The following is a 22,958-nucleotide window of genomic DNA, read 5'->3' as shown; positions in this document are numbered from 1 at the left end:
AAATAATATAAAGGGGGAACCCACTTTGAATAAGAAGAGAACCAGAAAAATAGTTGTATATTTAATGCTAATCGCTATGTTAGCCTCAACTCTCTTAATTGGGATTGCTCAATTTATTTAATAAAAACATAGACAAGGGACTGTTCCAAAGAACAGTCCCTTTTACTATTTATTGTATAGCTCCATTTTCTTTCGCAAGCTGCTCAAATGATTTTTTCGTGGAAGTGACTAATATTTTTGTCCCTAATGGAATTAAGGGGTATAGGGAAGAAATCACTTCATTCTGTGTACGAATGCATCCCTGTGAAACATATCTTCCTATAGAGGCAGGCTGATTAGTACCATGAATTCCGTATATTCTTCCATCTGTCCCTTGCGCATCAAAACCTATCCATCTCGATCCAAGTGGGTTTTTGGGGTCACCTCCTGGAATATCCTTCCTGCGATAGTATGGGTCTTCTGCTTTTACCGTTATCGTAAATAGCCCTTCTGGAGTTAACTCCTTCGTTTTACCAGTACCAACACTCACAACGGTTTGAACCTTGTTTTCGTCAATCAATGCCATTTCATTTGTTGCTTTATTAACAATTACAAAAGGGTCACCAGGGAGAGGATTCGGTCCTAGCGGCCACAGAGGTGAAATAAAAAAAGCAAACAGGATTGGCGATAGTATCTTTATCATAAAATCCACCTGCCATTTTTTCCTTAGTTTGCTTCTATTTTTCTCAATTTATTCCATTTTGTTGTATTAAAGGTACTTTTAATGATCAGATACTCATTCATCTCTTTTACTAATTGAAGTAGTGCAGCACGCACCTCAAATTCTTCCCTTGTTTTAGGCAGCTCCATTTCTTCAAATTCTTTTTTCATCTCTTTCAATTTATCAAGATAAATATGCGCCGTATTTCCAGGTTGAATATTTTCGGATAATTCTTGAAGAAATTCAGCAATCATTTTTCCTTGTGGTAACGTCACAGTAAGCGAAGTTACAATCGGTAAAACACGTTCTAGTATTTCAAATTGCTTTTCTCTCATTCTAAAGTAATAATAATAGTCATTTTCTTCCCTTAATACATGATTTTCTATCTCTAGAAATGCCATTGATTTCGCTTCATCCAGTACCTGTGCTGTTTCGGTAATTTCCATACCAGACCAGTCACTGTCACCGGTTCTCAGATAGTTAACCATCTCACAAAATATCACTTTAAAATTGCCTTCAATTCTACTTTGAAAATGCCTTAATTTTTGATCTACGCTTGGCATATAGACATTTATCAACAGTGCAACACCAATACCAGTGATAATAACACCAAGTTCATTAATAAAAAGATCTATGGAAATCTTGTTTGCTAAATATATATGTAAGATAATAACACTACTGGTAACGACTCCATCCGTAGCTTTAAGCATAACCACTGTCGGAATAAAAAATAATAGCATGACTCCAATAACGATTGGATGATAAGCAATTCCTTCAAAAAAGAGTGCAGAAAATGGCATAACCAAAACACAGGCTAAAAAACGGTCCCAAGCTGTTCGTAATGATCTCCTTTTCGTTACTTGAATACAAAGAATCGTTAATATACCTGCAGATGCAAAGTTGTCTAGACCGAGCTGTTGGGCAATTAGAATGGAAATGGCCGTGCCTGCGGCTGTTTTTAATGTTCTGTAACCAATTCGAAATTTCATAGAATACTCCCTTATAATAATAAAAAAAAAGATGATCCAAATAGACCATCTTTAGCTTATCCTTTTTAGAGCATTTTTTGCAAGAAATCTTGTGCCCGCTTGCTCTTGGGGTTTGTGAAAAACTCTTGCGGCGCTGCATCTTCTACCAGCACTCCTCCATCAAGAAAAAGAACTCGGTCCGCTACCTCACGGGCAAAGCCCATTTCGTGCGTCACAATCGCCATTGTCATCCCTGTATGCGCGAGGGATTTCATAACCTCTAATACTTCCTTCACCATTTCTGGATCAAGCGCTGATGTTGGTTCATCAAAAAGCATAACGTCAGGCTCCATTGCTAATGCCCTTGCAATTGCAACCCGCTGCTTTTGTCCGCCAGATAATCTCGTGGGGTATTCATTTGCTTTTTCCGATAATCCAACTCGTTCTAACAAATCAAATGCAGTCTTTTCTGCTTCTGCTTTAGATAATCCTTTAACCTTTATTGGAGCATAGGTAAGGTTCTCTAATACCGTTTTATGCGGGAATAAATGAAAATGTTGAAAAACCATACCAACATTCTGCCGTACCTTCATGATATTAGTCTTTTTATCTGTGACATCTTGGTCCCCTACCAGAATTCTTCCACTTGTTGGGTTTTCAAGAAGGTTCATGCAGCGCAGGAAGGTTGACTTTCCTGAACCAGATGGTCCAATAATTGCCACAACTTCTCCTGCTTCGATGGTTGTGGAAATTCCCTTTAATACTTCAAGCTTACCGTAATTTTTATGCAAATTTTCTACCTTAATCACTGCGTCTCATTCTCCTTTCAACGGCTTTTCCTAGGAAGGTCAAAGTCACGACCATTAAGTAATAGATTAGACCAGCAATCAATAATGGTTCGAAGAATGAATAGTTTTCTGCTCCAACCTGATAAGAACGACGCATAATATCCATTACTCCGATTGTAGTAACAATCGCAGATTCTTTGGTTAATGAAATAAATTCATTCATTAATGCTGGAAGGATGTTTTTAAGAGCTTGCGGCAGAATGATATCCCACATCATTTTTCTGTAAGGCACACCTAGAGCCATTGCGGCTTCTTGCTGCCCCTTATCGATCGCCAGAATCCCGGCTCTGATAATTTCAGATATGTAAGCACCAGAATTAAGCGCAAACGAAAGAATCGCAGCTGTATATGGTTCAATTTGATAGCCAATTAACTGCGGCGAACCATAATAAATGAGCATTAATTGTAGTACTAATGGTGTACCTCGGAAAATTGAAGTATATGCATCCGCAAACCAGCCAAGATACTTAAACTTACTAATTTTAAATAACGAAAGAATAATCCCTAAAATAAATCCTAATATCCCTGCTAGAATGACAATTCTAAGTGTAACTAGTATTCCCTCTAAAATATATGGCATCGAAGGAATGAATTGCGTGAAATCTAAGTTCATTCAACAGCCGTCCTCTCTAAATAATAAAATGAGTAAGACGTTCAGAAGACTTCTGAACGTCTTGGATATAACTTAGTTTTCCCCACCGAACCATTTAACAATCAATTCTTGTAATTCACCGTTTTCTTTCATTTTTTGAAGCTCTTGGTTAAATTGCTCTGTTAGCTCGCTATCCTTTGGAAAAGCAATCGCAGATCCTGCTTCTTCTGGGTCATCGCTAAGGGTGAAGTTAGTTAAATCCGCTTCTTTATCAAGATATCCTTTAGCCACTGTGTCTTCAATAATGATAGCGTCAAAACGACCGGCTTTCAGTTCCTGAATAAGCTCTGGGATACGGTTACGATTTTCTACTTTAATAGCTACAGTTTCATTAATTTCTTCTGCTTTACCTTCTTGAATAGAACCTAACTGAACGCCAACTGTTTTATCTTTTAAATCTTCTACTGTTGCAATTCCACTTTCTTTTTTAGAAATAACCATGTGCTGTGCTGAATAGTAGATATCACTGAAATCTACATTTTTCTTTCTTTTTTCCGTTGGCGTCATTCCCGACAATACAAAGTCTGCTTGTCCAGATTTAAGTGCCTGAATCAAACCGCCAAAATCCATATCTTTTACTTCAACTTCATAGCCAAGCTTTCCAGCAATCGCATTACCTAAATCAACATCAAAGCCAATAATTTCGTCACTTTTATCTGATTCAATATATTCAAACGGCGCATAATCCGCTGACGTCGCCATCACTAGCGTCTTTTTATCACCTGAATTATCATCATCTTTCGTTTCACCACATGCTGCCAGTACGCCCACAGCTAAAATTAATGTTAAGAATAAACCTAATACTTTTTTCATATGTTTTCCTCCTATAATTTTCTGAAAATTAAAATTTAAAAATCAAAACAACCTTTACTAGCTTTATAGAGTTGAAAGTTTAATATTTATGCAACGTAATGAATTTTAACACGAGGCAGAATAATTATGCAAGTATATTTATTAAAATTTATAATTACTTTTTTAATATAAAAAAAGAGCTAACTCCCTATTATGGAAATCAGCCCTTTTAACTAATGATTATAGTTCTTCACAATTGTCTTCGAATTCTTTTTGCAGTCTAGCTACAACAGTTGCTGGATCGTAGCCTTCAATTTGGTGTCTTTCTACCATGGATACGATCTTTCCGTCTTTTAATAAAGCAAAAGATGGAGAGGATGGTGGATAACCTGTAAAATAACTGCGTGCTTTTTCTGTTGCTTCTTTATCCTGTCCTGCAAATACTGTAACTAGGTGGTCAGGACGCTTATCATAATGAAGGGCATGAGCTGCTGCTGGACGTGCAATGCCGCCTGCACAACCACATACAGAGTTAATCATCACTAAGGTTGTACCTTTTTGTTCAAGCGCTTCTTCAACCTCTTCAGGGGTTTTTAGTTCTTTATAGCCAGCTGCTGAGATCTCATTTCGTGCTTGAATCACAACATCATTCATGAAAAAATTGAAATCCATGCTCATACTTTTCACTCCTAAATTTGTGTCGATATAACTACATGATAACAGTAAAAATGGTTTTTTTTCAAATGAATAAGACTATTTTTCTAAAAAAGATGGCTGTCAACTACTCAACAGTCGATACATTATTTTGATAGGAATGCTTTAAATAGTATCTCCACTGCAGTGGCAGCAGTTATTTCCCCTGCCATTACTTCGTTTTCTAATTGAGGCAGTTTGAGCTTCACTTCTTGATGGTGGAAGAAGCTGTAATGAAGTTGATCAGAGATTAACGAATAAATCCAATCACGCTGCTGGCTTTTTCGTCTTTCCGTAAACACTCCAGAGGAGTTTCCTTTCGCTTCAAATTCCCTAATGACGTCCCAAATCTCTTTAATACCCTCCCCAGTTAGGGAGGAACAGGTATAAGCCTTTGATGACCACCCCTTTGTAGCAGGGTGTAGAAAGTGCAGGATACGGCTATATTCTTTTCTTGTCTGCTCCGCTTTCTCTTTATTCGACCCATCTGCTTTATGTACAAGTACAGCGTCGGCTAGCTCCATAATTCCTTTCTTCATCCCCTGTAACTCATCACCAGCACCAGTTAGGACGAGAAGCATAAAAAAGTCCACCATGTCTCTAACAATCACTTCGCTTTGGCCCACTCCGACAGTTTCAATCAAAATCACATCAAAGCCTGCGGCTTCGCAAATTAACATCGCTTCTCTAGTTTTTCGATGTACTCCACCCAGCTTTCCCGCCGTTGGTGATGGTCGGATAAAAGCCCTTGGATTTCGCGACAATTGCTCCATCCTCGTTTTATCACCAAGAATACTACCACCCGAGAGACTTGAACTCGGATCGATAGCTAGTACTGCCACTCGTAAACCCAGGTCACAAAGGTAGGTGCCGAACGCTTCGATAAATGTACTTTTTCCAGCACCAGGCACACCCGTTATCCCAATTCTAATCGCTTTTCCACTGTGAACCAAGAGCTTTTGGAGAAGCTCCTGTGCCTTATGAAAATGTTGTTCAGCATTACTTTCAACCAGTGTGATGGCGCGAGCGAGCTGGCCTCTGTTTCCTGAGAGAACTCCATCTACTAATGCTTCAATACTTGGTTCCATAGACTTGCGTTTCTGAAAGACGGTATTTCTTTCAATGGTGACTGGCTGACCTTCCTGCTCCTGTCCCCGTTTAATTACGCTGGAGAATTTATCCGGGTTATTCGGGTCGCTCCACTCCGGTTTCAGATCCTCAGACATCTATTTTTCCACTTCCTCATAGCCAAGCTGCTTATAAATTTCTTTTATCACCTTTTGGGCGGCAACTGGGATAATTGTTCCTGGTCCGAATATAGCTGATGCTCCATTGTCATATAAAAATTGATAGTCCTGTGCTGGGATAACACCGCCAATGACGATCAATATGTCTTCACGACCGAGCTTTCTTAACTCAAGAGCAAGCTGCGGCAATAAGGTCTTGTGACCTGCGGCCAATGAGCTCATTCCGATAACATGAACATCGTTTTCTACTGCCTGCATGGCCGTTTCTTCCGGAGTTTGGAATAATGGACCGATATCAACATCAAACCCCAGGTCAGCGAAGGCGGTAGCAATGACCTTGGCACCACGGTCATGTCCGTCCTGACCCATTTTTGCAATTAGAATTCTTGGTCTTCTGCCTTCGTTCTCAAGAAATTCATCGGTCATCTTTTTCACTTCGCTTATTTCCTCTTCATTTGAAAATGCTTTACTGTAGACCCCGCTAATAGAGCGAATCACAGCTTTATGTCTGCTGGAAACCTTCTCAATCGCATCAGAAATCTCACCTAAGGTGGCGCGAACTCTTGCAGCTTGAACCGCAAGTTCTAACAAGTTTCCTTCGCCAGTTTCAGCACCTTTTGTTAAAGCTGCCAACGCTTCTACTACCTTTACATCATCACGACCAGCCTTCAAGCTGGTTAATTTCTCAATTTGTTTTAATCGAACTGCTGTATTATCAATATCCAAAATATCAATGGCCTCTTCCTTTTCGAGACGAAACTTGTTAACGCCGATAATGGTTTCTTTTCCAGAATCGATTTGTGCTTGTCTCCTTGCTGCAGCCTCTTCGATTCTCATTTTTGGAAGGCCGGTCTCGATTGCCTTGGCCATACCGCCTAGATTTTCAATTTCCTCAATATGTGTCCAAGCTCTTTCTACCAATTCATGTGTTAGCTTTTCAACATAATAAGATCCAGCCCAAGGATCAATGACATTGGTGATACCCGTTTCTTCTTGTAAAAATAATTGTGTATTTCGGGCAATTCGCGCTGAGAAATCCGTTGGCAGGGCAATCGCTTCGTCCAAAGCATTGGTATGGAGGGATTGTGTATGTCCCATAGCCGCAGCATGTGCTTCAAGTAAGGTACGTATTACATTATTAAATGGGTCTTGCTCCGTTAAACTCCACCCTGATGTTTGAGAATGAGTTCTGAGGGCAAATGATTTCTCATTTTTCGGCTCGAATGATTTCAACATTTTTGCCCAGATTAAACGAGCAGCCCGCATTTTAGCAACTTCCATAAAATAATTCATACCGATTGCCCAGAAAAAGGACAATCGCGGTGCAAATTTATCAATGTCAATTCCAGCCTTCAGCCCTGTCCTTACATATTCCAATCCATCTGCAAGGGTGTATGCTAATTCTAGGTCAGCAGGCGCTCCAGCCTCCTGCATATGATAGCCAGAAATACTGATACTATTAAACTTTGGCATATATTTAGAGGTATACTCGAAAATATCTGCGATGATTTTCATCGACATCTCAGGTGGATAGATGTACGTATTACGAACCATATACTCTTTTAAAATATCATTTTGAATCGTTCCAGACAGCTTATCTTGTGTGACTCCCTGTTCCTCAGCTGTAACGATGAAAAAAGCAAGGATCGGTAAAACCGCACCATTCATCGTCATGGATACTGACATTTGATCCAAGGGAATCCCATCAAAAAGTGTTTTCATATCAAGTACAGAATCAATTGCCACCCCTGCCTTGCCGACATCCCCAACAACGCGCGGGTGGTCAGAATCATAGCCGCGATGTGTCGCTAAATCAAATGCCACCGACAAGCCTTTTTGACCCATCGCTAAATTACGGCGATAAAAGGCATTGCTCTCCTCAGCTGTCGAAAATCCAGCATATTGTCTAACAGTCCAAGGACGGTTTACATACATTGTTGGGTAAGGTCCGCGTGTATATGGTGGGATTCCAGGCAAATCATCCAAATGCTTTATTCCTTCTCGATCTTTAGATGTATAAAGCGGTTTTAGCTGAATTTGTTCATTGGTTTCAAACAGTAAATCATCAATGGAGGTTTCTATCTCATTGTTAACCTGTTCCTGCCATTGTTCTTTCGTTATAAAGTCTTGCTCATCAAACAAGGAAATATTTTGGAAGTCAGGCTTGTGTGCGGCCATCTAGTTCCACCTCCATTGCTGAAAGTATGGTTGAAAGAATTTCATGACAGTTACTTTTTAAATGAATAAACTGCGTTATCCCTTCATTTTTCCATTTTGAATGCACGTCTTTTTCTGGCAAACCAGCTAAGTAAAAAGTCTGTTCCGGAAATTCTCTATTTAATGTTGATAGAATTCCGTGCCCTAATGACTCATATTGTTCATTGCTCCCACACAAGCAAAAATAATTTGTATCTTGTTTTAAAATAAATTGTTTGGCAGATTCTAGCGAGGTAATAGAGCCACTATCGACCGCTTCAATTCCCCCAGCAGCTGCAAATCCTCTCATGAAATCTAACCTAGGTTTATAGGATTTTAACTCGCCTAGACAAATCATGCCGATTTTGGGTTTAGAACTAGATTTCCTTTCAATCTCTTCACTTATTTTACGCAGTTTTTCAAATGGTTCTGATAATCTTACATTATTAATTTTCCTAATGTTAATCGTATTAGTAAAATCAACACTTTTTGGATTATTAAATGTTTGTACTTTAGCGTAACCAGCGACTTCTGCAATATTAGCATACACGTTTGTTCCGACAATACTTTGTTTTCTATTAAAGACATCCTGCTCCCGTTTTGTATAAACGGTAGATATTTCGTCTTGTAACCAGCCCGATTTTAATACTTCCAGCATTCCGCCTTTTGCTTCTATCTGCTGAAAATATTGCCATGCTTTTTCTGCAAGCTCTGTTGTTAATGCTTCAACGTACCAAGAGCCTCCTGCAGGATCAACTATTGTTCGAAGGTAAGCTTCATCCTTCAGTATGTTTTGTGTGTTTCTAGCTATTCGTTCAGAAAGTGAAGAACTGCCTGTTATATCATCAAACGGAGTTATATGCAGGTACTGAACTCCTCCAACTACTGCTGCAAATCCTTCATTTCCAGAACGAAGAAGGTTAACATATGGGTCAAAAACTGTTTTTGTAAACAAAGAAGTTTCCGCTGCAATGTGCATTCCCCGGTCCTTAGAGTCAGCCCCATAAACTTGAGTAATTTTATTCCATAGAATACGTGCAGCACGTATTTTGGCTAACTCCATAAAGAAATTACTTCCAATCGAGAATTGAAAAATCATTTTCCCAGGAACATCCTCTATTTTCATACCGCTATCTAATAGCTTCTGAAGATAGACTGCACCCGTTGCTGCTGCAATTCCCAGCTCTTGTACAGCATTGGCACCGCCTTGATGGTAGGTTGAGGTATTTATTAATACTGTCCGTAATTTTGGAAGTTTTTCATTTGCAAGCTTAATATCATCTAACCAACACTTGAAATAGTCTTCTCCAATGAATCCTTCCTCGGCAAACAAAGAAATTGGGTCGCTTCCGACATATCCACTAGCTTGTTCAGAACTTCCCCATCGTTCTGCTACTGCTTCTAGCAATGCTGATTGCATGCCTCTCCCATTAACTGCAAACGGGAACTTAGCAGGTAAATCTCCCAGTATGTCATCTATAATACCTTTTGATTTAAATAGAACCTCCGAAACTTCAAATGAAATAGCCGTTTGTCCTTTTTCAACGCTCGCATGGAGCTTTTCCTTTAATTCATCTACAGAAAGATATGAAATTCGCTGCGCAACCTTCCAATCATTTGTTACGTAGCCTAAGGGATGAATACCTCTACGAAAATCTGAACCTCCTGGATAGTCCGGCGCTTTCTGATCATCTCGCCGTGAATAAAGCGGTTTCAAAATTATATTTTCATATGTACTACTCTTTAATGTTTCAATACTTTTACCCTTTAAGGATTCTTCAGCTTTTGTTTTCCAGTCATCTGTTGTCTTTAAAGGAAAAGATTGATTCCGCAGGTTTTCTAAACTCATAAACTCCCCCCTCAAAATACTTAATATTCTTTAAATTCCTCGTTACTATTTATTTTAGGACACTATTGCCTATCTAGCAATGAAAATAACCGCCGACCATTCTGGCAGCGGTTATTTTTATTAATAAATTGATGTTGTTGATTTTGATGTATTTTCCAGGATTTCCTTTACCCGTTGCATGAACCGACCGCAAACTAGTCCATCTAATACTCTGTGGTCGAGTGACATACATAGATTCACCATATCGCGAACGGCTATCATTCCATTGTTCATCACGACAGGGCGCTTGACAATTGATTCTACCTGAAGAATCGCTGCCTGCGGATAGTTGATAATCCCCGCAGATTGAACGGAGCCAAATGAGCCAGTATTATTTACAGTAAAGGTTCCACCCTGCATATCTTCAGAGCGAAGTTTACCATTTCTTACTTTACTAGCGAGCTCTGAAATTTCGCGTGCAATTCCCTTAATGGTTTTCTCATCCGCATGTTTAATAACCGGTACATACAAGGCGTCATCCGTTGCTACAGCAATCGATATATTGATGTCTTTCTTTTGGATAATTTTATCGCCAGCCCACATTGAATTAATTTGAGGATATTCCTTCAATGCTTGCGCCACAGCTTTAACAAAGAATGCAAAGAAAGTTAAATTAAAGCCTTCTTTTTTCTTAAACTCATCCTTCAAGGAATTGCGGTATTCTACCAGATTGGTTGCATCCACTTCTATCATCGTCCAGGCATGTGGTGCTTCATGCTTACTGCGCAGCATATTCGCAGCAATCGCTTTACGGATCCCAGTCACCGGTATTTCTATATCACCTGCTGCAACAGGGATACTCGGAACAGGTACTGGCTGCTTCGGAGCTGCAGCTGGATGAGTTAAAACAGATGGTACCCTTTCTTGTACTGTTGCAGGTTGAGCCTCCTCTGCCTGCTTAGGTGCTCCTGCCTTTACACCTGCAGTTGGGATATTACCAGATTCAATTAATTTCAATAAATCCTTTCGTGTAATACGGCCGCCTGCACCGGTGCCTGTCACCTGTGTTAAATCAATTCCATTTTCTTGAGAAATCTTTAGAACAGCAGGTGAATAACGGGCTTTGTTGCCTTGATCTTTTTGTTGGGTAACTGCAACGGTCTCAGACACAACCGCTTTTTGCTCAATTACGCTTACTTCTTCTGCATTGCTGCCCTCGATTTCAATCGTACAAATGATTTCACCGACAGCAAGTGTATCTCCATCTTCCGCGACTAGCTCTTTAATGGTACCTGTAAAGGAAGAAGGTACTTCCGCATTTACCTTATCTGTCATTACTTCAGCTAATGGATCGTATTTGTTTACTTTATCTCCGACAGAAACAAGCCACTTTGAGATCGTCCCTTCGGTTACGCTTTCCCCTAACTGAGGCATTTTAATTTGTTCAATAACCAAGTTTCCAACCTCCTATTAATACTCTGCAAGCTTACGCATTGCTTTTTCGACTTTTTCAGGGTTTACCATAAAGAACTTTTCCATTGTTGGTGCATACGGCATGGCTGGGACATCTGGTCCTGCAAGACGCATAATTGGTGCGTCTAACTCAAACAAACAATTTTCAGCAATGATGGCAGATACTTCACTAATAATACTGCCTTCTTTATTAGCCTCTGTAACGAGTAAGACTTTACCAGTCTTGGAAGCAGCTTCGATAATCGCTTCTTTATCTAAAGGATAGACCGTTCTTAAATCAAGGATATGTGCTGAGATACCATCCTTGGCTAATTTTTCAGCTGCCTGGAGGGCAAAATGAACACAAAGCCCATAAGTAATAACGGTAATGTCTTCACCTTCACGCTTCACATCTGCTTTTCCAATCGGCAAAGTATAATCATCCGCCGGTACTTCTCCTTTGATTAAACGGTATGCTCGCTTATGCTCAAAGAATAATACTGGATCATTGTCTCGAATAGCTGCTTTTAATAGCCCCTTTACATCATAAGGAGTGGACGGCATAACAATTTTCAAACCTGGTGTATTCGCAAATAATGCCTCAACAGATTGAGAATGATAAAGTGCACCGTGTACACCCCCGCCATATGGTGCACGAATAACCATCGGACAACTCCAGTCGTTATTTGAACGATAACGAATTTTTGCCGCTTCTGAAATAATTTGATTCACAGCAGGCATAATAAAATCAGCGAATTGCATTTCAGCGATGGGCCTCATTCCATACATCGCTGCTCCGATTCCTACCCCGGCAATCGCAGATTCAGCAAGCGGTGTATCAATCACACGCTCTTCACCAAATTGTTCATATAAGCCCTGAGTAGCTTTAAAAACCCCGCCTTTTACCCCTACGTCTTCACCAAGCACAAATACCTTTGGATCACGTTCCATTTCTTCACGAATGGCCATTGTGACCGCATCTATATAAGAAATTACTGCCATGTTACATCCCCCTTACTTATCACCATAAACGTATTTCAACGCGTGTTCAGGTGCTGCATACGGTGCATTCTCAGCATAATCAGTGGCTTCGTTCACTTGCTTCATCACACGATCGTTAATTTCTTTTTCCAACTCATCATTCATTATACCTGTTTCTTTTAGATAGGCACCAAAGGTGATAATTGGATCCTTCGTTTTCGCTTTTGCCACTTCATCAGGAGCGCGGTACGAACGGTCATCATCATCAGAAGAGTGCGGTGTCAGCCTATAAGAGACGGTTTCTATTAGTGAGGGACCCTCACCGCGGCGGCCGCGATCTGCTGCTTCCTTCACCACTTTATATACTTCTAAAGGGTCGTTTCCATCGACAGTAAATCCTGGCATACCGTAACCAATTGCACGATCAGATACCTTTTCACATCCCAATTGTTTCTCAATCGGAACAGATATCGCATATTTATTGTTTTCACACATGAAAATGACAGGCAGTTTATGAACTCCAGCGAAGTTAGCTCCTTCATGGAAATCTCCTTGGTTTGAAGACCCTTCACCAAAGGTTACGAAGGTCACGAGATCCTTCCTTTCCATTTTCCCTGCTAAGGCTACACCGACAGCATGCGGAACCTGAGTTGTTACAGGAGAAGATCCCGTAACGATGCGATTTCTCTTTTGCCCAAAGTGCCCAGGCATTTGCCGGCCGCCTGAATTTGGGTCCTCCGCTTTAGCAAAACCAGACAGCATTAGTTCTGTTGGTGTCATTCCAAATGTTAAGACTACCCCCATGTCGCGGTAATATGGCAGTACATAATCTTTTTTTGTATCAAGTGCAAATGCTGCACCTACTTGTGCTGCTTCTTGTCCTTGACATGAAATAACAAATGGTATTTTACCAGCACGATTTAGCAGCCACATCCGTTCATCAATCCGGCGGGCTAGTAGCATTGTTTCATACATTTCCAAAACCTTTTCATCACTTAAACCTAATGTATGATGACGATTTTCAGCCATTTATTTTTTACCTCCCGTTTGTCGCATTCAAAACTTCTTAAGAATGGATTGCTCTTCCATCAACTGCTAAAGCAGCCTCCCCAATGGCTTCTGAAAGCGTTGGATGAGGATGAATGGTATGAGCTATTTCCCATGGTGTTGCATCCAATACCATCGCCAATCCTGCCTCTGTAATCATGTCAGTTACATGAGGACCAATCATATGCACTCCTAGGATATCATTGGTCTCTTCATCAGCGACAATCTTGACAAAACCATCGGATTCTCCAAATACAAGAGCCTTCCCAATTGCACGGAATGAAAATTTGCCCACTTTTACTTTATGACCTTTTTCTTTTGCCTGTTCCTCGGTAATACCGACACTAGAAACCTCAGGATTGCTATATATACATCTAGAAACTAGATTGTAATTAAGCTCTGAAGGATCTTTTCTTGCAATATGTTCAACTGCAATAATACCCTCATGGGAGGCAACATGTGCCAGCTGCAGGCCGCCAATCACATCACCAATTGCGTAAATATGAGATTCCTTTGTTTGGTAGAATTCATTGGTAACGATAAAACCTTTTTCAACCTGAATTTCTGTATTTTCTAATCCAATTCCTTCAACATTTGCTTGTCGCCCTACAGATAAGAGAAGTTTTTCTGCCTTAAATTCTTTTATGCCAGCCTTCACTTCAGCAGAAATGGTTACACCCTCACCTTTTACGAGTGTTTCAGGAAGGACCTTTGCTCCTGTTACAAGTTTAATTCCCTTTTTCTTCATGAGGCGCTGCATTTCTTTTGAAATCTCATTATCCTCTGTTGGAATAATCCGATCTGCATACTCAATTACAGTTACCTCAACACCAAAATCTGAAAGCATTGAAGCCCACTCAATACCGATGACACCTCCACCGACAATAATGATGGAAGCAGGTAATGCCTCTAACTCCAGTGCTTCGTCAGAGGTAATGACTAATTCTCCATCAATTTCTAGTCCAGGAAGTGATCTAGGTCTCGAACCTGTTGCAATTACAACATTTTTCGGAATGAGCATTTCATTTTCTTCGCCATTATTCATTTCAACCGAAATCGTTCCAGGCATCGGAGAAAAAATCGATGGACCTAATATCCTGCCCAGCCCTTCATACACATCAATTTTCCCTTGCTTCATAAGGTGTTGAACACCTTTATGAAGCTGTTCAATGATTTTATTTTTTCTTTCCTGTACTTTTCCAAAATTATAGGAGACTTCACTTGTAATGACACCGAAATCTCGCGCTTTCTTAGCTGTTGCATAAACCTCAGCACTTCTTAGAAGAGCTTTACTTGGGATACAACCTTTGTGAAGGCATGTTCCTCCAAGATTTCCTTTTTCAACTATTGCTGTTTTTAAGCCAAGCTGAGAGGCACGAATGGCAGCCACATAACCGCCGGTTCCACCGCCAAGAATGACTAAATCGTATTCTTGTGACACTGTATTTCCTCCCCAAATCGTTAAATTTTTGCTGTTTTAAATGTACCAGGATACTCTTTTACTTTTTCCTCTCCACGCAAAACTCTTAGTGCACCTTCAGCTAATGCTTGAAGTTCATTTTCGCCTGGATGGACAATGGTATCAGCGATCCAATTAATCCTATCGGTGATGGCTTTCACAAATCCTTTACTATAAGCGAGACCACCAGTTAACACGATGGCATCCACTTTTCCTGCCAACACTGCGCTTGCCGCTCCTATTTCCTTTGCTACTTGGTAAGCCATTGCTTCATATATCAGAGACGCCCGTTCATCGCCGGCTTCAATTCGTTTTTCAACTTCAACCGCATCGTTGGTTCCAAGATAACCAACAAGCCCGCCTTGGCCGACAAGTTTCTTCATAATTTCATCACGGTAGTACTGACCCGAATAGCAAAGAGCTACTAAATCTCCTACCGGAACAGTTCCAGCTCGTTCTGGACTAAAAGGACCATCACCATGGAGTCCATTGTTTACATCAATAACTTTGCCTTCTTTATGTACACCAACGGTAATCCCGCCCCCCATATGGGTAACAATAAGGTTTAATTCGGTATATTTTTTTCCTAATTCTTTTGCGACTCTTCGTGCAACAGCTTTTTGATTAAGAGCATGAAAGATACTTACTCGCTCAATTAAGGAAAAACCAGAAATTCTAGCAATGGGTTCTAGTTCATCCACAACAACGGGATCGACAATAAAGGAAGGAATATTTAAACCAGACGCAATTTCGAAGGCAATAATACCACCTAGATTTGAAGCATGCTGCCCAGCAAAACCAGTCCGCAAATCCTCAAGCATAGTGTTATTAACTGCATAGGTACCACCCTCGATTGGACGAAGCAAACCGCCCCGGCCACATACAGCACTCATCTTTGATATATTAATCCCGGCATTGTCCAGTGTTTCCAGGATTGTATTTTTCCTAAATTCATATTGATCAATAATATGATCAAATGAATTTATCACTTCTGAATCATGACGGATTGTTTTCTCAAAAAAGGAAATTTCATTATCGAAGACCCCGATCTTAGTGGAAGTGGAACCTGGATTGATGACGAGTATTCGATATTTAGTATCAGGCAACGTATTGACCTCCATTTTTTTACATTTGACATCATTAAAGGGGAAAAGACGCTGAATTACTCTTCAGCGCTCTCGCTTTCTAGTTTTTAACGACGGCTTAAAATGTGATGACCATTTTGGAGGAATTGACTGCGGGAATTACGCATTCTTTCGATTCTTTCCTCTGCCATACGATCTGCTGCTAAATAGGTAGGAATACCATCACGTTTAGAAATTTCAATAACTTTTTCAATATTTGCATAGATTGTCTCGACTTTCTTCAAGGCACGATCACGGTTATAGCCATAAAGCTCATCAGCTACATTGATAACACCGCCGGCATTTATTACATAGTCAGGTGCATAAACAATGCCCAATTCATGAATTAAATCACCATGGCGAGTGTCCTTTAACTGGTTATTAGCTGCTCCAGCAATTACTTTTGCTTTTAACTGTGGAATGGTATCGTCATTTACTGTTGCACCAAGAGCGCACGGAGCATAAATATCACATTCCACACCATAGATTTCATTAGGGTCTACAGCACGTGCTCCAAATTCTTCAACTGCACGCTGGACAGCTTCTTTATTAATATCCGTTACGATTAATTGTGCACCTTCTTCGTGAAGATGACGGCAAAGATTATAAGCTACGTTTCCAACACCTTGAATGGCTATCACTTTTCCTTCAAGTGAATCAGAACCAAAGGCTGCTTTAGCAGCGGCTTTCATCCCACGATAAACCCCATAAGCAGTAACAGGTGAAGGATTGCCAGAAGAACCGAATGCTGGTGAAATACCAGTTACATAATCTGTTTCTTCATGAATTAAATCCATATCTGCAACCGTTGTTCCAACATCTTCGGCAGTAATATATCTTCCATTTAACCCTTGAACATAGCGGCCAAAAGCACGGAACAACTCTTCATTCTTATCCTTACGCGGGTCACCAATAATAACGGTTTTACCACCACCAAGATTTAACCCTGCTGCAGCATTTTTATACGTCATTCCTTTTGCTAAACGTAATGCATCAATGATGGCTGCTTCTTCTGATTCATATGTCCACATACGGGTACCGCCTAGAGCCGGACCTAATGTTGTATCATGTATAGCAATAATCGCTTTTAATCCAGATTGTTTATCCTGGCAAAATACTACTTGCTCGTAATCGTATTGTTCTAAGTACTTGAAAATTTCCATGTTAAAATTCCTCCCTTAAGTTTAAAAAATCTATTTGGTAACAGAGCAGATAGCGAGTGCCAGTGAATATAGCTTACTTTCCGCAGAATCAGCTCTAGAGGTTAATACAATGGGAGCCTTCGCTCCGGCAATGACAGCCCCTACTTTTGCTTTTGCAAAATAAATTAATGACTTATATAAGACGTTGCCAACCTCAATGGCAGGGACTAATAAAATATCAGCTCTTCCAGCTACTTCACTATGAATCCCTTTGTGTTCGGCAGCTAAAATAGAAACGGCATTATCTAATGCTAATGGACCATCAACAATACAGCCGGTAATTTGCCCTCTTTTATTCATAATGGTTAATGCAGCCGCATCAATAGTCGCTTGCATAGCTGGATTTACCACTTCAACGGCGGCTATAGGAGCAACTTTAGGATATTCTATTCCAACAGCCCTTGCAATGGCTGTAGCATTTCTTATCATTTGTGCTTTTTGCTCTAAATCGGGGGCAATATTCATCCCTGCATCCGTAACAATGGTGAACCGCTCATAATCTGGAATCTCAAAGACCGCCACGTGTGATAGAATATTTCCCGTTCTTAAACCGTATTCTTTATTTAAGACTGCTTTTAAAAGATTGCCCGTAGGGATATTCCCTTTCATTAAAACGTTTGCTTCCTTATTGGATACAGCCCTAACTGCCAGTTCTGCCGCCATTGTATTTGAATTTGCGTGGACAACAGTAAATTTTTTGTTACTTTTTTGAAGTTCTTTGTGCTTCAAATTTAATATCGTGGAAATTTTTTCATTATCACCAAATAATATAAAATTGGCAAGATTTCGATTTAGAGCCTCAATAACTGCTCCCATTACCTCTTCATCTTCTGCCACTGCAACAGCTACCGTGATGTCATCCAATTGGGTTGCTTTGTTTATCAGTGATTCAAGCAACAAGTTGTCATCAACCCTTTCTCTCTTCAACTCCAGCTCCATAAATGTAATATGCAAAATCCGTGCCAAGTTGAATCTTATGAAAACGCTTTTTAACCCGGAACAGATAGTGCAATTATTTTCATACTATGAAATTTATTGCATGCTATTATTTTCAAGTTTGTATTTTTCTAACTTATAATAAAGATTTCTAACGGACAAACCGAGGGCTTTAGCAGCGGCTGTCTTATTACCATTAAAACGTTGGAGCGTTTGTTTGATGATTTCTGATTCATAATCTTCAACCATTGCAGTTAAGGAACGATCCTGCAGGATTGATTCGCTATTGTCGGATACGCGTGGTTCAGTTCCCGGTTTTTTAGGCCTTAACTCGGGAAGGTGATGTATATTAATGAATGTTTCATTGTAATTCATAAAAATCATTGCCCGGCCAAGAATATTCTCTAGTTCCCGTACATTCCCCGGCCAATCATAATTCATTAATTTCAGGAGTGCCCTCTGGGCAACACCCTCCACATTTCTACCATAATCACGATTTATTTTTTGAATAAGCCTTTCACACAATACAGGAATCTCTTCTCTTCGATTCCGAAGCGGCGGAATATGTATTGGCATACGATTTAAACGATAGTATAAGTCTTCCCTAAAAGAACCTTTTGCAATTCCCTTTTCAAGATTGACATGGGTTGCTGCAATAATTCTAACATTTATCGGAACGGGTTTTGTGCCGCCTACTCGGATGATTTCATTTTCTTGTAATACTCTGAGTAATTTCGCCTGAGTATTAGCTGATAGTTCACCTATTTCATCAAGGAAAATACTTCCGTTATTTGCCTCTTCGAAGAAGCCCTTTTTTCCCCCTCTTTTTGCCCCAGAAAAGGCGCCCTCTTCATAACCAAACAATTCACTCTCTAGAAGGGATTCTGATATTGCCGCACAATTCACCCGGATAAATTTGTTGTACTTTCGGTCACTTGCATTATGTATGGCATGGGCAAACAATTCTTTCCCTGTACCGGATTCACCTCTTAAAAGGACGGTTGCAGGCGTTTTAGCCCCAAGCTTAGCCTGCTCAATCGCTAAGGTCATTTCCTCAGAACTGCCGATAATATCCTCAAAGGTATACTTCGCCTCGAGTGTGCGTATAATTTGTCTTGCCCGGTTCAATTCCCGGTTTAGAGACTTAATTTCTGACATATCATGTATAACTCCAACACTGCCTTTTAACTTCCCTTTAACAATAATCGGCGCTACATTCACAATGACTTCTCGTTTATTTCTACCTACTCGCATTGGGACGCCACGGACTGCTCTTCTTGTTTGAAGAACCTTCATATGCATACTTTCGCCCTCAGATATATCAGCTGTTGCAGGGTGTCCAATCACCTGTTCTTGTGTAAGCCCAGTTAGCCGAGTATACGCAGGATTAATAAGAAGACCTTTTCCGTTTTCATCCACTACGGAAATGGCATCATCACTAGAGTGGATGATAGCATGAAGCATTGTTTGAATTTCTTTTAAATCGGTAATTTCCTCAGCAAGATTCACTACTTCTGTGATATCTTTAAAAACGGCAAATGCACCAATTAAAGTTCCATTTTCTTCAATAATGGGAATACGGGTTGTGATAATTTTGCGCCCGTTCCCCAAAGTCATCTCTTGATTCTTCTCTATTCTTCTGGTTCCAAGAATTATTGGAAGTCTACTTTGAGGAATCACTTCAACAACGTTCTTCGCAACCGCTTGGTCACGTTTTACTCCGGTCATTTCTTCGGCGCGACGATTAAATAAAATCACAGTCCCCTTAGAATCTATTACCAACATCCCATCGTTGGTTGCATTAAAGATTAGTTCTTGTTGATAGGATGCATTCTGGTGCTTTACAATTAATTCTTCCTTTTCTTCAAGAAGCTTAGCTAGTAGAAATGCTACACTCCCCGGAATTAAAACGGTTTTCTTATCTTTTGTGCTCCTTAAATCTTGAAAAACACGTTCATTCCCTGTTACCTCAATGATAATATCAATTTGGTCACTTAAATATGGCTTCCAATCCGTCCCGGTTTTTATACCCTCGTTTTGTGCCAATGCAATTCCAGGTGCGTCAAAGTTTCTATCAATGACAACCTGAACATTCAGAACTTCTGTTTCGTTAAGTAATTTAAGGATCGCTGTACCACCTTTACCGGCACCAACAATCATAACATTTTGCATCCTTTTGCCCCTTTATTATATTTGAAAAAAAGAAAACTTTTTCACACCAACATAATCGAGAACATGCAATATTTTTCATTATCTATTTTATATTTTTTTACTTACCTTGACAAATTATATCCTTGTACTAATATTTCTTTTGAAGGTATAATTCTTATGACTTATCAAACATTGGAAGGGTTTAATTATGAGGCGGATTATTGCTCTACTTATATTAGTTATTCCAGGCTTCTTAGCTGGCTATGGCATTAAATTAATGCGTGATATGACATTTGGGATTCTGCAAAGCCCAATCCCTTTCTTATGGCTCCAATTTTTATTAGGTCTGATTCTATTCATTGGGGGATTAGGGTTTGTCGCAGGCTTCATTTTTCATCGTGACAGGAAGAGAAATAAAGTTCAAACAAGGTTTTCAAACACAAAAAAATAAAAGAGACTAGGTTACGGTCTCTTTTCATACTGTTTCTTCATTTCCAACGCCTTTACTGGATCGTCTGTGATAAGTGCTGTACAGTTAATGCTTAATAGCCTGTTGATGTCTGTTTCTTTATTAACAGTGTATGGTCTTACTGCTATGCCATTTTCCATTGCACCTTTGATAATTTCATCTGATACCGACACTAACTTCGGGTGAATTCCTTTTGCGCGGATGGACTCTGCATAAACCCATGGCATAAAAATTCGCTCATTAAATAGCGGTGCTGTTTCGATTTCAGGTGCTGTCCGATAACACAGGACGATACTGTAATGATTAAAAGAAGAAATAATAACACGATTACTCAAGTTATATTTCCGAACAAGCTGTAAGACCTTTTCTTCCATGCCTTCATATGGCAATAAATTATTCTTCAGCTCTATGTTACAAACTAATTGATTGAATTGCATCCATTCAAGAACCTCCGTTAGTGACGGGATTGGTTCTTTTTTCACACCTTTTTTATTAGCATTAAACTTGCGTATCTCATTAAAAGTAAAATTTTTAACAAAGCCAGAACCACTTGTTGTCCGATCAACTTTTTCATCATGAATGACCACTATTTCGCCGTCTTTTGTTAATTGGACATCCAGTTCTAAGCCATCTGCACCTGCTTTCTCTGCTGCAATAAATGCACTCATGGTATTTTCAGCAAAGACAGCAGAATAGCCTCGATGTGCAAAAATCTGTGTCATTTTTTCACTTCCCAACTATAAAAATGGAGGAAAAACAATGAAACCTTTACAATTATCGCCTGAAACAGCTGTTAAGCTTGCCGAAAAATTAAATGTTCCGTTAGAACAGCTTATGCACATGCCTCAGCATATACTTATTCAAAAATTAATGGAACTAGAAAAAGAAGATAAATAATAATTAATCTATGGAAAAAGCCTTCATTCTGAAAATGAAGGCTTTTCTTTCTATTATTGATCTCTTCAAGAGGCCTTATGCTCTAAACGTAATTTATCCGCAACCATAGCGATAAACTCTGAATTTGTCGGTTTAGCCTTGGACATGCTTACGGTGTATAACGTTGATATGATAAGGTTTTTGTTATGTACTGTAATATTTAAAATTCTTCAGTTTATTGGTTTGATATTGTACTATTTATTGGTCAATTGCGTAAGATGTTATGCTTATTGTAACCTCAATATACTAAATTTTTCAAGTGTTTTATTATATAATAGAAGAAACTTTCATTTGGTTAAAAAAGGAGATAAGAACTTTGAATATTACCTTTAACACAAAAAATCTAGTTCCTCAACAACAGGATTCCATCATTTCATTCTTAGAAGCCCAGCTACCAGCACTAAATCTTGAATTGTCTTCATTAAATGAAATTATAATTACTGAAAATTTCTTCGATGATATTCTCACATTCCAAATTAAACATAATAAACGCGAAAGAGGAGCAACAAAAAATTCAAACGGTGAGGCTATTGCAAAAGTCATTGATTATATAGATAAAAAAGGGGAATTCAGGCAGGTAGTTTTTTTATCTGACTGGATTGCAAATGGTCTATTTTTGGAAGAACCTGAACAAGTAAATTACTGTTTCCATTTTATTCACCATGAATTAGTACATGTTCACGATGAATTTCAAAAAAAGAGAATTTATTCTGAGCGACTAAGAAAGGGAACAAATGAGCATGTTTTGGATCATATGTTAAGAGTTCATGCAGATGTTACATGGAGTGAATACATTGCTGAAAGACTTTCATTTACATCAATAACTACTGATCATATAAGTACTCTTATCGATTATGTGGAACAATTAATGAACACAGTTCAAAAGAATATTAATGAAGAAATCTCACAATACAGGTTTCATGGAAATATTGATTCATTATACAAAATCTTACAAGAAGAAACTTCCCTTTTATTGAAAGTCTCCGCTAATTTAATTGGAGTTATTCAAGGTATAACATCAGTTACAAAGGGTTCACCAAATATAAAAAATAAAATTGATGAAATTTTTACTGATTCTTATTTTTTTCAGACATGGAATCTTTTGAACGAAGCGTTATATAATCTAATGAAATCTTATCCAAATTGGAATGATATTTACGGATTAGACCCTCTGGGTAAAGTAATATTAGAATGTTGGAACTCTCTCGGTATATTCCCAACAAAGTCAGGACACCAAATGTATATAGATGTTCCATGATTTAAAAGTCCTTGTTAGG

The 22,958-nt window shown here is 39.2% G+C and carries 22 protein-coding genes and 1 pseudogene; 4 read left to right on the top strand and 19 right to left on the bottom strand.

Annotated features, from left to right (window positions below; all coding sequences use genetic code 11):
* The first annotated feature begins 25 nt into the window (after positions 1-25).
* A complete protein-coding gene (gene prli42, locus ABC255_RS08995; RefSeq protein WP_179157034.1) occupies positions 26-121 on the top strand; it encodes a stressosome-associated protein Prli42 in 96 nt (31 codons plus the stop codon).
* A 48-nt stretch (positions 122-169) separates the two neighbouring features.
* Here prli42 and ABC255_RS08990 read toward each other — a convergent pair whose 3' ends face one another.
* From ABC255_RS08990 to ABC255_RS08910, 17 genes are all read right to left on the bottom strand, one after another.
* Positions 170-682: a L,D-transpeptidase gene (locus ABC255_RS08990; protein WP_412992879.1), complete on the bottom strand. Its 513-nt coding sequence runs from the start codon at positions 680-682 to the stop codon at positions 170-172.
* A gap of 23 nt (positions 683-705) precedes the next feature.
* On the bottom strand, positions 706-1,689 hold the full coding sequence (locus tag ABC255_RS08985) for an aromatic acid exporter family protein (RefSeq protein WP_412992877.1): 984 nt from the start codon (positions 1,687-1,689) through the stop codon (positions 706-708).
* Positions 1,690-1,754: 65 nt separating this feature from the next.
* Complete coding sequence (locus tag ABC255_RS08980; protein WP_412992875.1) at positions 1,755-2,477, bottom strand: amino acid ABC transporter ATP-binding protein; 723 nt, start codon at positions 2,475-2,477, stop codon at positions 1,755-1,757.
* The gene (locus ABC255_RS08975) at positions 2,470-3,129 is read right to left on the bottom strand and encodes an amino acid ABC transporter permease (protein ID WP_335530765.1); all 660 of its coding nucleotides are present in this window, start codon (positions 3,127-3,129) and stop codon (positions 2,470-2,472) included. Before ABC255_RS08975 ends, ABC255_RS08980 begins: the two co-directional genes overlap by 8 nt.
* Positions 3,130-3,201: 72 nt before the next feature.
* Positions 3,202-3,981, bottom strand: a complete 780-nt coding sequence (locus ABC255_RS08970; protein ID WP_412992873.1) for a transporter substrate-binding domain-containing protein — start codon at positions 3,979-3,981, stop codon at positions 3,202-3,204.
* Between the two features lie 219 nt (positions 3,982-4,200).
* The gene (locus tag ABC255_RS08965) at positions 4,201-4,638 is read right to left on the bottom strand and encodes a BrxA/BrxB family bacilliredoxin (RefSeq protein WP_335530763.1); all 438 of its coding nucleotides are present in this window, start codon (positions 4,636-4,638) and stop codon (positions 4,201-4,203) included.
* Between the two features lie 122 nt (positions 4,639-4,760).
* On the bottom strand, positions 4,761-5,879 hold the full coding sequence (meaB, locus tag ABC255_RS08960) for a methylmalonyl Co-A mutase-associated GTPase MeaB (RefSeq protein ID WP_412992872.1): 1,119 nt from the start codon (positions 5,877-5,879) through the stop codon (positions 4,761-4,763).
* Positions 5,880-8,078, bottom strand: a complete 2,199-nt coding sequence (gene scpA / locus ABC255_RS08955; protein WP_412992870.1) for a methylmalonyl-CoA mutase — start codon at positions 8,076-8,078, stop codon at positions 5,880-5,882.
* Entirely contained in the window at positions 8,059-9,945 is a 1,887-nt protein-coding gene (locus ABC255_RS08950; protein WP_412992868.1) for a methylmalonyl-CoA mutase subunit beta, read from the bottom strand. The genes scpA and ABC255_RS08950 overlap by 20 nt, the downstream gene beginning before the upstream one ends.
* A gap of 120 nt (positions 9,946-10,065) precedes the next feature.
* Positions 10,066-11,379, bottom strand: a complete 1,314-nt coding sequence (locus ABC255_RS08945) for a dihydrolipoamide acetyltransferase family protein (protein ID WP_412992866.1) — start codon at positions 11,377-11,379, stop codon at positions 10,066-10,068.
* Between the two features lie 15 nt (positions 11,380-11,394).
* Entirely contained in the window at positions 11,395-12,378 is a 984-nt protein-coding gene (locus tag ABC255_RS08940) for an alpha-ketoacid dehydrogenase subunit beta (protein WP_412992864.1), read from the bottom strand.
* A gap of 12 nt (positions 12,379-12,390) precedes the next feature.
* Entirely contained in the window at positions 12,391-13,386 is a 996-nt protein-coding gene (locus ABC255_RS08935; protein WP_412992863.1) for a thiamine pyrophosphate-dependent dehydrogenase E1 component subunit alpha, read from the bottom strand.
* Between the two features lie 37 nt (positions 13,387-13,423).
* Positions 13,424-14,845 carry a dihydrolipoyl dehydrogenase gene (lpdA, locus tag ABC255_RS08930; protein ID WP_412992862.1) on the bottom strand — a complete coding sequence of 474 codons (1,422 nt, stop codon included), beginning with the start codon at positions 14,843-14,845 and terminating at the stop codon, positions 13,424-13,426.
* Positions 14,846-14,865: 20 nt separating this feature from the next.
* Positions 14,866-15,984: a butyrate kinase gene (buk, locus tag ABC255_RS08925; RefSeq protein WP_412992860.1), complete on the bottom strand. Its 1,119-nt coding sequence runs from the start codon at positions 15,982-15,984 to the stop codon at positions 14,866-14,868.
* A 71-nt stretch (positions 15,985-16,055) separates the two neighbouring features.
* Positions 16,056-17,150 carry a branched-chain amino acid dehydrogenase gene (gene bcd / locus ABC255_RS08920; RefSeq protein WP_335530742.1) on the bottom strand — a complete coding sequence of 365 codons (1,095 nt, stop codon included), beginning with the start codon at positions 17,148-17,150 and terminating at the stop codon, positions 16,056-16,058.
* A gap of 30 nt (positions 17,151-17,180) precedes the next feature.
* Complete coding sequence (gene yqiS, locus ABC255_RS08915) at positions 17,181-18,089, bottom strand: phosphate butyryltransferase (RefSeq protein WP_412998517.1); 909 nt, start codon at positions 18,087-18,089, stop codon at positions 17,181-17,183.
* Positions 18,090-18,221: 132 nt separating this feature from the next.
* Positions 18,222-20,297 (bottom strand): sigma 54-interacting transcriptional regulator, encoded by a 2,076-nt coding sequence (locus tag ABC255_RS08910; protein ID WP_412992857.1) that lies wholly within the window; start codon positions 20,295-20,297, stop codon positions 18,222-18,224.
* 187 nt (positions 20,298-20,484) lie between these two features.
* On the opposite strand from ABC255_RS08910, the gene ABC255_RS08905 reads away from it, so the two are divergent.
* Positions 20,485-20,727, top strand: a complete 243-nt coding sequence (locus ABC255_RS08905) for a DUF2627 domain-containing protein (protein ID WP_179596660.1) — start codon at positions 20,485-20,487, stop codon at positions 20,725-20,727.
* An 11-nt stretch (positions 20,728-20,738) separates the two neighbouring features.
* Here the strand turns inward: ABC255_RS08905 and ABC255_RS08900 are convergent, their stop codons facing one another.
* Positions 20,739-21,467, bottom strand: a complete 729-nt coding sequence (locus ABC255_RS08900; RefSeq protein WP_412992855.1) for a glycerophosphodiester phosphodiesterase — start codon at positions 21,465-21,467, stop codon at positions 20,739-20,741.
* Positions 21,468-21,504: 37 nt separating this feature from the next.
* Between ABC255_RS08900 and ABC255_RS08895 the strand changes: the two genes are divergently transcribed.
* Complete coding sequence (locus tag ABC255_RS08895; protein WP_335530299.1) at positions 21,505-21,642, top strand: YycC family protein; 138 nt, start codon at positions 21,505-21,507, stop codon at positions 21,640-21,642.
* Between the two features lie 65 nt (positions 21,643-21,707).
* Here ABC255_RS08895 and ABC255_RS08890 read toward each other — a convergent pair.
* Positions 21,708-21,800 (bottom strand): annotated as a pseudogene (locus tag ABC255_RS08890) (sporulation transcription factor Spo0A); the annotation flags it as partial.
* Positions 21,801-21,997: 197 nt separating this feature from the next.
* On the opposite strand from ABC255_RS08890, the gene ABC255_RS08885 reads away from it, so the two are divergent.
* The gene (locus tag ABC255_RS08885) at positions 21,998-22,939 is read left to right on the top strand and encodes a hypothetical protein (protein ID WP_412992853.1); all 942 of its coding nucleotides are present in this window, start codon (positions 21,998-22,000) and stop codon (positions 22,937-22,939) included.
* The last annotated feature ends 19 nt before the right edge of the window (positions 22,940-22,958 follow it).

It is taken from the genome of Neobacillus canaveralius (assembly GCF_047237705.1).
Lineage (GTDB): Bacteria > Bacillota > Bacilli > Bacillales > Cytobacillaceae > Neobacillus > Neobacillus niacini_K.
Note: the sequence above shows the minus strand (reverse complement) of the source record. Positions and strands in the feature narration are given on the sequence as shown.